This is a genomic window from Nostoc sp. NOS(2021) (assembly GCF_017115025.1).
GTDB lineage: Bacteria > Cyanobacteriota > Cyanobacteriia > Cyanobacteriales > Nostocaceae > Nostoc.
The window spans coordinates 1-14,011 of sequence record NZ_JABXKM010000181.1; the positions used below are offsets into that span (position 1 = coordinate 1).

The window sequence follows — 14,011 nt, forward strand, 5'->3', positions numbered from 1 at the left end:
CTTTTCGAGAGGGGACTATGATGTACCTCATGTGATTAGGAAACGCTATATTCTTCCATGTTACAAAAAATATGAGCTAGAGATATGTGGGATTTGATAAATCATTTGAATCGCAATAAGCTATTGACAGAATAAATTTTACATCTTAATTATGAAATGAACAAGTTATACTCCTGGGTTGGCTGGTTGAATCGAGAAAAGATTACCCTTTTTATAGGATCACTATTTTTACTTTTAGGAGCAATTTTTCCCTGGTATTGCTTACCTGAAGAAACTCTAGAAGCATTCGGTACAAATTTATTTTGGGCAAATGCTGTCAGAGTGCCATTAGCTTTGTGTGCGATCGCTGGTTTTACTTACACTTTTGTATTTCATATTCGACAAGCTCCACGCTTAGTTTTTTGGGGTGCATTAATCCCAATATTACTTTTCCCCTATTTCATTACAACTTGGTCGCCTGCTGTGTCTTTTATTGCAGCAGAATACTATAACCGGGGAGAAGAAGTATCCTCTCACGTAGATAAAAACTTTTCAGAAGTTCAGGCACAGTGGAAACAGAATATAGTTTTGGATAATTCAGATCCTCCAGCTTCTACTTTTGGCATAAAAATTGAGGATAGCCGATTTTTTCAACTACCATCATGGGATAAAGTTATCCTTGAAGGATTTGGCTATAAAAATAGTTTTTTTGCTGGTATTGGTCAAGGTTGGAGCTTCAGCCTAATTGGAGTGATAATTTGCTTAATGGGCCTTTATCTAGCTTGGGAACAGCAGGGAATCAATTCTCTAATTAAAGACATGAAGATATTAGTGCCTGTGAGCTTACTATTATTTTCTGTTATTTTAGGCTCTCATATTTATTTTAATATTCTTAATTATCAATTAAATGTGCAGTTTGCCAAAGGTGAATATTCTCCAGTAGTAAATACTAGCCAAGCTTTAATAAGATTGTATCCACCTTTGCAGGGAGATGAAGAATTTTTAGAGCGGCTTGCAAGGGCAGAGTTATATACAGATACAGCCGACCCAGGATTAGTTAATTTCATTCAGGGTCTAGAGAATTATAAAGATAGTAATTTTTTAGAAGCAGAGAACTCTTTCAAAAAATCTTTACACAGTCAACCTAACCGCTTTTTGATCAGAGGGTATTTGGTAGCGGCAATTCTAAATCAAGGTATTAATTATTTTAACCAACCTAATACTAGAAATGCGGCAACAGCCGCAGATTTTTTTGAAAAAGTATTCAAAATATTTCCAGGTCATGTTGAAGCTTTATATGACCTGATGTTAGCCAGGGTTGTTAATGGAGAATTTCAAAAATCGGCTGAAGTTGCTAAACAAATCATAGATGGGCAAAAGTACTTTCAACAACCAGGGATTGGTTTAATGGGACAAGCCTATGTCCATCTAACTTGGGCTGAATATAACAAGGGCGATATTAACAAGACCTGGGAAAGATATCGTCAATCAGTTGACACCAAGGCTTGGGATAAATCAGGAGTAGAGAAAAAATAATGGAACGGTCGCAGCGTTGGTTGCCATTAGGGCTGATATTAGCTTTAGGATTATTACTAGGAAGTTTGATGTTTTCTATTTGGGAAAAAATACCTACTTCTGTAGAGCGCGTAGATTGGTCAAAACAAGCCCAATGGATTGCCCCTCAAATACCAAATTACCGTTTTTATACACGTAATACCTTTAATTTACCTGATAATGCAACCGCAGGCTGGCTACGGATAAGTGCTGATAATGACTTTACTCTGTATGTAAATAACAGGCGTATAGCAAGAGAAAATAGTGTTCTCAACAATTCTCTTGGTTTAGGTGCAGGGTTGAAAATACCTTTTCAAGATATTAATGATAGTAATAGCTACAATACTAAAACATCAGTCAATTATTTACTGGCTAGTTCCAATGACTGGAAATTAACAGCTTATGTAGATATAACTCGTTATCTGCGCCCAGGTAAAAATGTTATTGCGTTAGAAATTCAAAAAGGAAAAACTAATCCTCGTGTAGTTGTTGAGGGGGCTGTTTATCCTACAGATGATGCTATACCTATTAGTTTGTCAACAGGAGAAACTACTTGGCGAGTTTCAAATTTGTCAGAAACTCGTCAATCTCTCCAATGGTTTGACCGAGATTTCTCAGATGAAAATTGGCCAGAAGCTAAGGTATTAGGTTCGGTTCGAGAAGCAACTTACAGTCGCTTAAGTAAAAATTTGTTTGACCGCTCTCTACAGGGAAATTTGATTACAGGAAATCAAAGTTCTCAAGGACAAGTATGGCTCAGAGGTGGATGGCAAATACCAACAGATCGGATTTCTCGTGCCTACATTCGATTTGCTGGGCAAGGTGCATATTCTCTCTTGCTAAACGGCAATCTTGTTAACAATTATAGAACTGAGAACGGCAATCAGTTGCATCTTTTAGAAGTCACAAAGTTTATACGATCCGGAAATAATACATTAGCAGTGAGTTTAGTTAGCCCATTAAATACAGCATTTACAGGAACTAACTCCATTAATGCTAATAGTATTCTTGACTTCTTTTTAGATGGGTGGGCAGAAACAGAAACAGGCGAAATTGTTGGAGAAATTGCCACTGATAAAACTTGGACAGCCTTAAATAAACCCGTACCTGGATGGACAGAAGGTGCAGGTGAGAAGAAACCTGTAAGTCTTTTAGGTTTACCTAAACCGGAAAGTTTCCAGCGCAGTTTTGAAGGTAATGCCTATCTTCTCAATTACCCTAATTACTTATGGCATCAGAGTCTCTGGTTAATAGGAGGAGTTGCCTTTGCGGTAATTTATGCTTCATTTTTGGGTTTATGGCTGGGATATGGAAATCGGTGGTGGGAAAACTTGGTTGCCGGATCTGCAATACTCTCACCAAGCACTTTGTTTTTAGCCGCTATTGGTTTACTCAAACACCGCTTTGCAGAAGCAGAAGTTGGATTACTATTTGCCCAATCAAACAGTAACTACGTAATATTGTTTGGGTTTACAGCCATAATTGTATTGACATTAGTTTTGATTCGTGTAAAGAGAAAGATTAGTAAATTACCTCTATCTTTTATTTGGTTCTCACTGGGTTTAGTAGCTTGTGTTAGTTTCAGCTTGGCATGGGGTGGAAATGTCTTTCTTGTCTTTAGTTTAGCGATTGTAGCAGCGATTATTACCTACATTTTTGTTTGGATGCAGAGACGGGAACAATCACCAATCCCAGTATTACAAGATAAATTTAATCTTTTACAGCAGAAATGGACTATTTGGGGTGAGTGGATATTTCTCATCTTAATTGTCAGTATAGGATTTGGGTTAAGGGTTTATAATCTTGGTTTTATAGACTTAGATCCTGATGAAAATACTTCCCTAGATGCTGCTAGAGGTATCTTACGCACGGGCGCACCCATAGCTACTTCTGGTATTTGGTACACTCGTGGCCCTTTTTATCACTACTTGCTGGCTCTTTGGTTACGAGTAGTGGGAGATTCTATAGTGAATGCTCGCTTGTTATCCGCACTTTGGGGTACAGCTACTCTAATTTTAGTCTATATATTTGCTCGTCAGCTTACTGGAAAGGTTTGGATTGCTCTACTAGTAACAGCAATTTTAGCTATCAACCCTTGGGAACTTTGGTATTCACGCAATATCCGGTTTTACCAGGTTCTACAATGCCTAACTATTCTATCTTTGTGGTCTTTTTTTAAGGGTTTTATTGAACAATCTGGAAAGCGTTATCAATATATTTTCTTTATTGCTCTTACTTTAACTTTAATAACTCAAGAAATTAGCTTAACTCTACTGCCAGTATTTTTAATTGGTTTCCTTTGTTTTTATCGTCCGTTTAGTTTATCGCAAGACTGGCACATTATCTTAGGCTGTGTAGTTACTTTAGCTATTTTTATTTATGATATTGGCTTTGCTGCTATTCGGCTTTTAACTCCTTTGGCTGCATTATCTGATAGTACGGGTAGTTATCTAAGGTTACACTTTTCTGATGTCACAGTGCTAATTTCTAATATGTTTATTGGTTCTGATAGGATGCAAATAATTTATAGTTGCTTCTTCTGTATAGGAATGCTTTACTTCTTGAAAAAATGTCACCCTATATTATCTTTCTTTTTTGTCTGCGTTCTGTCTCAAATCTTGATTGTAACGCTTCTTAGTTATCAACTAGAAGAACGCTACGTTTACGGTGTTTATCCACTATTTCTTTTGCTAGCTATTTACAGCATGATCTGTTTAACGGAAACCATTGGTAATAAACTACAGGTGATGATCAATGAACTTCTGCCTTTAAAAAAGGCTACGTTCATAGCTAGTTTTATAATAATAATTATCAACCTACAGCCAACTAAAGTGTTAGCGGGTTATTCCGAAGCAATTAATAGAAGTAACACCCAGATATTTGAGTATATACACCAATATAAAACTCCAGAAGATATAATTATTTCACCTACACCTCCATTTGCTGCAATTAATTTAGGCGGTTTAGATTACTTTTTAATGGGAACAGACTATTTAGATGCAATTTACTGGCACAACGGAAAATTAATTGATAGATGGGGAGGTGGAGTAGTAGTCAGTAATATAGATCAAATAAATCAGATATTAGCAAAATCTCAACGTGTATGGATTCATGTAGATGATATAAGAATAGGCAGATTTGAACCCAATACTTGGGAGTATATCGCAACATTAGGTAAACCAGTTATAGATAGGTTGGGAACTCGTTTACGACTTTGGCAACCAGAAGATGGATTACCAAAACGCATACCTAACCAAGGCAAAGATTTAGGAGCTTATTAATCAAATTATATATCTGTATTTAATAACTAATTTATACAGACATAGAACTCAGATTTTATTTTTGAACACATCCTGAGACTGAAAAGCGAGTTTTATCAGGGTTTTATCTGAAATCTTGTTCAGAAATCAGACAGGAGTCCTATATATATATCAAGTTTAAAAAACATGAAGTTTAAACCAATCACATTTATTAAAACAACTGTAAGTATTAGTCTACTTGCTTTTGTATTTACTCGCATAAATTTTAGTCAAGCATGGACTCAATTTCAACACCTATCTTTACCCTTCATTATCCTAGCTTTAGTCTATTACACTGGTTGTCAAGTGTTGAGTTGCTGGCGCTGGCAGGTTGTTCTTAATTCAAGCGGTCATACTGTACCAATGAGCAGCTTGCTGACCAGTTATTTTGCTGGGATGTTTCTTAATATTTTTCTGCCAGGCGCTCTTGGTGGAGATGTATATCGTGTTTATAGAATTGCTCAAGTAACCAAAGATTCAGAAGTCGCAATAGTATCTGTATTTTTAGAAAGATTTACCGGACTAGCAGCTTTATCTGCTTTAGCTTTAATTGGGCTACCTCCCGCTTTTAGATTAATCGGACGCTGGGATATTATTTTGTTATTTCTAACCTGTGTAGCTGCTTTAGTAGCAGCAGTTTTACTTATATCAAGCCCCAAACTATTAATGTTGGCTGAACCTTGGTTAGAAAAGTTTCACCTCGGCAAAGTAGCTGCTCGCTTTGCTAAGATTCAAATTCTGTTACGAAAGTTTGCCCAGGATCGTACAGCACTAGCTTTATCAATGGGGCTATCAATGTTACTTCAGTTAGCTATAGTTTATTACCACTATATAGTGGCGCAACAGTTGAAAATTCCTATTTCTTATTTACAGCTTTTAGTATTTATTCCGATCATCGTAGTAGTTACCTTATTGCCCATATCTTTAGGAGGTCTGGGTCTAAAAGAGGGTTTATGGATTTACCTGTTTAATCGGATTGGTTTAACTACAGAACAGGCTCTGCTGTTATCCCTAACAATTACAGGCTTAAGCTGGCTGTTGAGTTTGCCAGGAGCTTTAATTTTGCTTTTGGATTCAACAGGATTTAAATTAGTAAGGCAAGGAAAAATGGAATGATACAGCAGGATAAAAACTTTAAGCTAAGGAAGGATAAATGAAATGGTGAAAAGGCGATATCTAGCAGCTTGGATACTTTTGTTATTGCTGCCAACGACTAACATCACTATGGTTTTAGCTAAACAATATAACAGTCGTTTCAATAGGCAGTTTGAAGTAGGTTTAAGAAGAGAGCAAAGTAATTTATCTCAGTCTCAATTATCCCAAAAAACAGATTTTGAGTATGAATCAACTGATTTAATCGCCAATGTTCTCTACCGACATTTGTCAGGCTTGTATAAATCAATGATGCCCAATGGTGCTAATGGTACAAATGTGCGTTGGCTACGTAATCAAGCAGGACGTTGGTATATCGAAGACCAGCGGTATGGGGAAGAATTAATCATTGGTGGGCTGATAAAGAATGATCCACAAGCCATTGAAGCAGGATTTAAGATGTTTGATTGGGGGTTTGCTCATCAAGTTGATGACGGCAGTTTCTCCATGACGAGCGATCGCTTCCATAGTACCTCTTTCTTTGTAGAAGCAGTTGCCCATGCACTTTTAGTCATACAACAATCTCCACACTCAAAACAATATGCCTTTCAAGTAGCCAAATATAAACCTTTGGTACATCGCGCCGCCCGTTGGATGATTTCGTCGCAAGTCTGGGAACAAGGAATCAGAGGCAACAGACCTTACACCCATCGTCGTTACTTAGTTGCAACAGCTTTAGGATTGACAGGTAAACTAACTGGCGATGAAGAACTGATTAAATACGCCCATCAGTCTATTGCAGATGGTTTATCTTTGCAACGTCCAAATGGTGTTAACCCGGAAAAAGATGGCTATGACAGTAGTTATCAGATGGTAGGTGTGGTTTATGCCCAGCGATGGGTGACATACTTTCGGCAAGATGCAATAACGCCTAAAGTTATAGCGATGATCAATAAGTCGCTGCTATGGCAGCAGACAAGAATCTTGCCTTCTGGAGAAATTAGCACTGAGGGCAATACCCGCACTGCTGGAGAGGAAAAGGGACGCTCTGGCAAGGTAAAAGGTATAGATAGAAAGACAGCCTTACGTGGTTTTGCTTATTGGGCATCTGTGACAGGTAATCAAAAGTGGGAAGAAAGCGCCCGTCAGTTAGCAAAGTTTTACTATAAAATGCCGTAAATTTTTACTAGAGGCTTAAAAAAGTGAGTCTTGTTGAGCATGATTGTTGAGTGTTACTTGCTTTACTGGTAGGGTGAAAATAGGCTGTTTGAACATTGGGTGAACATTTTAAGGGATGTAATCGCTAAAAAGGCTGATACTGTGTGCAAATCGCTTACCTCTGAGAAACCCTGTATTAGCTCCGGGACAAATATACTGAAGAGTTTTTGGTGTAAAACGTTCTAACAAGAATCGAAGACTGTTAATTTGCCTTGGCCAGTGAAAGGTTTTCGCTGTCCGTAATGGTACTGGTTGACCCTGCTGATTAGGCACTAAATGGCGACCAGAAAACAATATACCTCCAAGTTCACTATAGTAGAGGCAAGATGAGCCGGGAGAATGACCCGGTGTCCAAATCACTTGTGTTGCTGCATCGAGAGTAAATTCTTGCCTAAAGGTAGTTACGGTTAAGCCTGGTAATAAATAAGCCTCTTGCTCTTGAATCAGCACCTCGCAGCCAAAGGTTTGCTGAATTTCAGCGGTTTTGCCAATAGCGCCTCGATGAGTGATAAATAACCAACGCACGCCTCCATACGCTCCTAAAAAATCTTGAGTTGTTTGGTCTAAGGCAGGGCAATCTATGAGGATATTGCCTTCATTTCTTACAATAAAATAAGAGGTTCCTCCTAATGTGTCCCGATTGGGTGGAAAGGCAAAAATGCTCTCTTGTGCGAAGTCCGATTGCAGAGAACCCCCGCTAGGAACTTCGTCAGGGAAGACAGCCCGTGGTGGCTTAGTTGTATGACTTGGCACTTGTGGTAAAGGGCACATGATCAAAGAGCCGAAACTGAGGAGTTGTGGACAATCTGGTTACAGTGTGGAAATTCTGAAGAATTGAAACTTGAGCGTTAACCAGCGCTGTTAACCGTTGTGAATAAAATTGGGGTTTGAGGTCTGCCTTGTAGTTAATGCTATGGTGCTGAAGCTACTGGTGGGGCATTTTGTCCAAATTACTGAAGATAATATGGCATTTTGGTTTCTGTTTATCCTCCTACTGGGGTTAGCTACTTATCTAATGGTGCAGCACAGCGTCGCTCACATCACCCGAACGCCAGTATGGTTGTTATGGCTGGTTTTAATGACACCAGCATTTCTATTGAGTGGATGGACACTGATGTACGGGGCGAAACAACCTCCGCCGTCAGCGCTGATCATTTGGTCGTTATTTGTCTGTACACTGTTGTACTGGACGTTGTTTCAATGGGGGCGTCAAGCGCCAAGAGATACACAAATCCAAACCCCAGCCGAAGCCTCTGAATCACAGCCGGCTATCCAACCTACCCCAGAACCAATAGTGCGTCCGATTGAGCTAACGGAAGAAACCCAACTGCGAAATTGTTTTCCTTGGTCTGTATACTACGTTCAAAATATTGAATATCGACCACAAGCCGTGATTTGCCGTGGTCAGTTGCGAACTAAAGCCAGCAACGCCTACCAGCAGATCAAGACTAATATTGAAGCACAATTTGGCGATCGCTTCGTGCTAATCTTTCAAGAAGGTTTCAATGGCAAACCTTTCTTTGTGCTGGTTCCCAATACTCAAGCTGCTAAAGAGAGAAATACACCACGACGCGACCAGGAACAGTTAACTCGACCAGGATTAGCACTTCTGCTGCTAGTAGCTACTTTGCTAACTACTACCTTGGTGGGAATAGAAAATGCTGATGTTTCTCTTCCACCTATCTGGGAAATTGGCTCTTTGTTCAAAGTTCTATCTAACCCAGATGTCCTATTCAAAGGATTACCCTATGCTTTAGGACTGATGACTATTTTGGGCATTCATGAACTTGGGCATTATTTGACAGCTAAATTTTACAATATTCGCTCGACGTTGCCTTACTTTATTCCCGTGCCTTTCTTCTTGGGAACTTTTGGTGCATTTATTCAGATGCGTAGTCCTATTCCCAACCGCAAAGCTTTATTTGACATTAGTATCGCTGGGCCAATTGCAGGTTTTGTTGTTACCTTGCCATTACTAATATGGGGCTTGGCTCATTCTGACGTGGTTTCCCTGAATGAAAAAACCCGACTTTTGAATCTTGATGCCCTTAATCCCAAGTATTCAATTTTACTGGCGCTACTCTCGAAGTTAGCTTTGGGAAGTCAGTTAACAGCAAAATCAGCCCTTGACCTGCACCCACTTGCAGTAGCTGGTTTTCTGGGACTAGTTGTCACGGCGTTAAATTTAATGCCTGTGGGACAACTAGATGGAGGTCACATTGTCCATGCGATGTTTGGACAACGAACTGCGATCATAATTGGTCAAATTGCTCGCGTGTTGTTGCTATTACTGGCTTTAGTTCGGGAAGAATTTTTGCTGTGGGCGATTATCTTATTATTTATGCCGTTGATTGATGAGCCTGCACTGAATGATGTCACTGAATTGGATAACGGACGTGACATTTGGGGATTACTGGCAATCGCTTTGTTGATTATAATTGTTTTGCCATTACCGCAGGCGATCGCTAACTTTTTGCAAATTTAAAAAGTATCAGCACAGAGAGAGAAATATATCTAAATTTTTTCCCAGCTATAGAATTAACCACAGCTTGGTATTTTGTTATTTGAACTTGTTCCCTAGCAAAATAATCTGGTAGCGTGCGTTATGGACATTAGTCCTAACGCACTGAAAATCTAGGATGGTGCGTTAGCCTACGGCATAACACACCCTTGCATTACTACAAAACTATCAAAAACTAACTAGATACTGAATTAGCCGCCTCCGAAGCCTTCGCAGCTGGTGGAAAGCCACCCATGCGAATCTCAGAAGTGAAGGAAGTGATACTAAATCCACCAAAACTCTTGAGGACATTTACCCGCATTCGCAAATTGGGGCTAGCAAACCACAGACGCTCTTCAGAACTCATGGTTTCATCCTCTGTAGTTAGAATTAAAGCACCATCACTATCTATTTTATAGCGTCCGGCAACTGGAGTTTTATCGGCATCAACTATTTCTCGCAGTAACTTGCCTTGGGCCGAATTATCTGCATCAGGTACGGAAACTAACACAGTTGAACCACTATGTTTTACTTGATCCTTTTCCATTGTGCCGTTCCAGGTAATTTTGGTAGCACAAGAGGCAGAACTAAGATTAATTTTGTACTGTTGACACAGTTTGATCACTTCTGGATGATCTACTGCCAGCGTCTCAATGATGATGTCTGACTTGCTATTTTCAGATTGGTTAAAAGCCAAATGTTGACTAGTACGATGAGAAAACCATTTACCAGCACTTAACTGAAAAAACTCTTCAATATTCATGAATGAAATTACCCTGCATCAAAATGCTAAAATTCCCACTTAATTATTATTAAAAGGTAGTAGGAAACTTTAATATTAAGCTTGATTGGCTATTTCCTCAAGCTTCTTCAGTCCAATCCTGGCTGCCTCAGCAACGTTGAAATGATTGTCTTTTTCCAGGTATTTTAAAGCTGAGACACTCTTGGGAGTAGGAAGATTTCCCAAAGCTTCTGCCAAACGCTGCCTTACTAACCAATCATCTGATTGGGCGAAGCGCAGGATCTTATCGACAGATTCAATGTCTTGAATTTCTCCCAGTGCAGAGATTGCAGCTTGTTGCAATACTACTTCTTCGCTATCCAATGCCCGAAGAAGAATTTGACGCGCACGGGGGTCTTTAATGTTACCTAGAGAAACGGCTGCACTAAAGCGTACTAGCCAATCAGTATCTTCATAAAATGCCCGTGAAAGCACTTCAAAGGCTCTGGCATCACCCAAATATCCTAATGCACCCGCGGCATCAGCGCGTATACCATAATCGGGGTCATTTTCGAGAATTCTAACCAAAATTGCATAACATTCTGGCGTCGGCTTGATTCCAAGGGCAAATATTGCCATCGATCGCAGTTGCAAAGATTCGTCGTCTAGTACCTTTTTAATCAAAGGGACTGCATCTTCAGCAGAAACATGACGCAGATTAGCAAGGGCTACCATGCGATCGCGTAAATTCGGACTTTCTAACTGAGTAGAAATTTCTTGTAAGCTTAGAGCTGCCATTTAGTTCAAAGCGTTTTCTTTACTTATCTTAATTTACCCGATCCGTTCATCAGGCTGTCGCCATAGTGAAGTAGGAGTTTGGCGACTTGACAAAGTGCCTCGACTATGATTTAAGAATAAACAAATGTTACTTCCGGCGAGATTCTGTATTGAATTTAGCAGTCAGATTTAACACAACGCTGTCAACGCTGTGCGTAGCTTGCTTACAGCAGTTTTCATGTATTTCAACCACATCTCTCGTAAGGGCACAGCAATGCTGTGCCCCTACCGCGTGGTCTATTTACCTGAAAATAGCTGTAAGAGTAGGATTACGCTAATGCACCTTCAAAGCAATCTTAAGAATATATTCTGCTATTTTTTAAATCGGACTATTTGTAGAAGTCTGGTTCAAACTATATATTTAAACTAGGTTTGAGAACGGAGAGGGAGGGATTCGAACCCTCGTTAAGTTTCCCTAAACACACTTTCCAGGCGTGCGCCTTCAACCACTCGGCCACCTCTCCAGGTGCCACAATTTACAATAATACTATAAAATCGCAGAAAATGCAAAGATAAAGAAAGATATTTTAGATTGAATCTGAAAGTCCCAATCCCAAAACGCAAATCCAGATGTCCCGTACATACACAATTAGAGTTCGCGATCGCGCCACTGGCAAAACATACACCCTACAAGTGCCAGAAGACCGCTACATCCTGCACACTGCCGAAAAACAAGGGGTGGAACTACCGTTTTCCTGCCGCAATGGGGCTTGCACCACTTGTGCTGTGAGAGTATTGTCGGGAGAAATTTACCAACCAGAGGCGATCGGATTGTCGCCACATTTACGTCGGCAAGGTTATGCCTTGTTGTGTGTGAGTTACGCCCGTTCTGACTTGGAGGTAGAGACACAAGACGAAGATGAAGTCTACGAACTCCAGTTTGGACGCTATTTTGCTAGGGGGAAAGTTAAAGCGGGTTTACCGTTAGATGAGGAATAAACAATTCAAAATCACCGTTTGGGCAGCGGCGACGATAAAAGAAGTTCTGATGCCTGTGCGTCTTGGTGACTGGGTGCGAAAAATAGCCATTTTGGCTTGCTTATTGCTCTTGGTAAGTTGCCAAGGTAAAAACCAGCTGCCAAACAATCAGGCTGATGTAAAAGTAGCACGGGTAGTTAGTGGTCAAAGTTTGGAAGTGTTAGGCATGGCTGAACAACCAAATTTGATTTCCCAAGTGCGGTTAGTTGGTGTTGATGCACCAGATTTGCGACAGCGGCCTTGGGGGGAAGCAGCAAAAGAACAGTTAGAGAATCTAATTGGTGGTGCAGAACAATCGGTAACACTGGAGTTTGATTTAGAAGCAAAAGACAAAATCGGGCGAACTCTAGCTTATGTGTGGAAAAATAAGGTGTTGTTGAATGAAGAATTAGTCAAACAGGGGAATGCAATGTTTGTTGGGCGATCGCCTAATCACAAATACGACCAGCGTTTAGAACGTGCCCAACAATGGGCTAGACTCATGGGGCAAGGAATCTGGAACCCAGAAAAACCCATGCGCCTCACTCCTGGTGAGTTTCGCCGCCAAAATCTTTAATTAGTGCTGAGGGGGAGAGTTGGGGAGTGGGGAGTAAAAATTTTGGATTTTAGATTTTGGATTTTAGATTGAAATTTAATCCCAGGACTTACCCAAACAATAGCCGAAACCCTTATTTTCAGGTAGGGGCAATTCATGAATTGCCCCTACAGTGTGTACTTTTGCGTAAGTCCTAAATCCAAAAGACGCTCTCTACGAGACGCTGCGCGAACGCGGACTCGCTAACGCTGCGCTATCGTCAATCCAAAATCTAAAATTGAATTGCCCAATGCTCAATGACTAATGACTAATCTACAAATTTTTCTAGATATTGCTACGGAAGCGGCCTTAGCTGCTGGTGCCATTTTGCAAGGTTACTTGGGTAAGTTAGAAGACGCAATTTTTGAAAAAGGACGCCCTGGTGATTTAGTTACCGCTGCTGATAAAGCCTCAGAAGAGTTGATTTTAGAAATTTTGCGCCGCCACTTTCCCCAGCATTCTATCCTCGCTGAAGAATCAGGGAAATTAGGTAATCAGGAGAATGAATACCTCTGGGCAATAGATCCTCTAGATGGCACAACCAACTACGCTCATCAATACCCATTTTTTGCCGTTTCCATCGGGCTGTTAATTAATGGCGTTCCGCAAATTGGTGTAATTTATGACCCCTTTCACAATGAGCTATTCCGCGCGGCTGCTGGCTTGGGAGCAACGCGTAACCGTAGTTCCATCAAGGTTTCGGTAACATCTGAACTGAGTAAAAGCCTACTAGTGACAGGATTTGCCTACGATCGCCGCGAAACCTCTGATAACAACTACGCAGAATTTAGTCACCTCACCCATCTTACCCAAGGAGTCAGACGTAGCGGTTCCGCATCGCTAGATTTGGCATATGTTGCCTGTGGACGTGTCGATGGTTACTGGGAACGGGGACTTTCTCCTTGGGATATTGCCGCCGGGATAATTTTGATACAAGAAGCTGGGGGCAAAGTTACCGCCTACGATGGCAATCCCGTCAAAATTGAATCAGGTAGAATTCTCGCCACAAATAGTTATATTCACGACTCCCTCAGTAGCGAACTTTTACAAGTTCCGCCACTGTCAGCTTGGGAGTGAGGGGAGAAATCAATTCAAAATTCAAAATGACGCTCTCTACGAGACGCTAAAAGCGAACGCGAGTGCGTCTCTAAGAGTTGCTATGCCGTTGGCGTTGGCGTAGCCTCTCGTAGAGAAGCCTCAAGGAACGCGAGTGCGTCTCCCCTTCTCACATTGGGAGAGGCTAGCGCCAAGGGAGAAGA

At 40.6% G+C, this 14,011-nt stretch carries 11 protein-coding genes and 1 tRNA gene; 8 read left to right on the forward strand and 4 right to left on the reverse strand.

Annotated elements, in window-relative coordinates:
- The first annotated feature begins 462 nt into the window (after positions 1 to 462).
- From HWQ41_RS20980 to HWQ41_RS20995, 4 genes are all read left to right on the forward strand, one after another.
- On the forward strand, positions 463 to 1,515 hold the full coding sequence (locus tag HWQ41_RS20980) for a tetratricopeptide repeat protein (protein WP_292767008.1): 1,053 nt from the start codon (positions 463 to 465) through the stop codon (positions 1,513 to 1,515).
- Positions 1,515 to 4,814 (forward strand): glycosyltransferase family 39 protein, encoded by a 3,300-nt coding sequence (locus HWQ41_RS20985; protein ID WP_292767011.1) that lies wholly within the window; start codon positions 1,515 to 1,517, stop codon positions 4,812 to 4,814. The genes HWQ41_RS20980 and HWQ41_RS20985 overlap by 1 nt, the downstream gene beginning before the upstream one ends.
- 165 nt (positions 4,815 to 4,979) lie before the next feature.
- Entirely contained in the window at positions 4,980 to 5,948 is a 969-nt protein-coding gene (locus HWQ41_RS20990; RefSeq protein WP_292767014.1) for a lysylphosphatidylglycerol synthase transmembrane domain-containing protein, read from the forward strand.
- Between the two features lie 42 nt (positions 5,949 to 5,990).
- Positions 5,991 to 7,103, forward strand: a complete 1,113-nt coding sequence (locus HWQ41_RS20995) for a hypothetical protein (protein ID WP_292767016.1) — start codon at positions 5,991 to 5,993, stop codon at positions 7,101 to 7,103.
- A 108-nt stretch (positions 7,104 to 7,211) separates the two neighbouring features.
- On the opposite strand, the gene HWQ41_RS21000 is transcribed toward HWQ41_RS20995, so the two are convergent.
- On the reverse strand, positions 7,212 to 7,913 hold the full coding sequence (locus tag HWQ41_RS21000; RefSeq protein ID WP_292767018.1) for an MBL fold metallo-hydrolase: 702 nt from the start codon (positions 7,911 to 7,913) through the stop codon (positions 7,212 to 7,214).
- Between the two features lie 193 nt (positions 7,914 to 8,106).
- On the opposite strand from HWQ41_RS21000, the gene HWQ41_RS21005 reads away from it, so the two are divergent.
- Positions 8,107 to 9,627: a site-2 protease family protein gene (locus HWQ41_RS21005; protein WP_292767032.1), complete on the forward strand. Its 1,521-nt coding sequence runs from the start codon at positions 8,107 to 8,109 to the stop codon at positions 9,625 to 9,627.
- 211 nt (positions 9,628 to 9,838) lie between these two features.
- Here HWQ41_RS21005 and HWQ41_RS21010 read toward each other — a convergent pair whose 3' ends face one another.
- The 3 genes from HWQ41_RS21010 to HWQ41_RS21020 all read right to left on the reverse strand — a co-directional run bounded on the left by HWQ41_RS21010 (position 9,839) and on the right by HWQ41_RS21020 (position 11,664).
- Positions 9,839 to 10,405 (reverse strand): phycobiliprotein lyase, encoded by a 567-nt coding sequence (locus tag HWQ41_RS21010; protein ID WP_292767021.1) that lies wholly within the window; start codon positions 10,403 to 10,405, stop codon positions 9,839 to 9,841.
- A gap of 75 nt (positions 10,406 to 10,480) precedes the next feature.
- Positions 10,481 to 11,161, reverse strand: coding sequence for a HEAT repeat domain-containing protein (locus tag HWQ41_RS21015; protein WP_292767024.1), 681 nt, complete (start codon positions 11,159 to 11,161; stop codon positions 10,481 to 10,483).
- A 418-nt stretch (positions 11,162 to 11,579) separates the two neighbouring features.
- Positions 11,580 to 11,664: transfer RNA gene (locus HWQ41_RS21020), tRNA-Ser, on the reverse strand.
- Positions 11,665 to 11,770: 106 nt separating this feature from the next.
- Between HWQ41_RS21020 and HWQ41_RS21025 the strand changes: the two genes are divergently transcribed.
- The 3 genes from HWQ41_RS21025 (at position 11,771) to HWQ41_RS21035 (ending at position 13,829) form a co-directional block, all read left to right on the forward strand.
- Entirely contained in the window at positions 11,771 to 12,139 is a 369-nt protein-coding gene (locus tag HWQ41_RS21025; RefSeq protein ID WP_292767027.1) for a 2Fe-2S iron-sulfur cluster-binding protein, read from the forward strand.
- Positions 12,140 to 12,188: 49 nt separating this feature from the next.
- Positions 12,189 to 12,734 (forward strand): thermonuclease family protein, encoded by a 546-nt coding sequence (locus tag HWQ41_RS21030; protein WP_292767035.1) that lies wholly within the window; start codon positions 12,189 to 12,191, stop codon positions 12,732 to 12,734.
- Between the two features lie 282 nt (positions 12,735 to 13,016).
- Positions 13,017 to 13,829: an inositol monophosphatase family protein gene (locus tag HWQ41_RS21035; RefSeq protein ID WP_292767029.1), complete on the forward strand. Its 813-nt coding sequence runs from the start codon at positions 13,017 to 13,019 to the stop codon at positions 13,827 to 13,829.
- Positions 13,830 to 14,011: the final 182 nt, after the last annotated feature.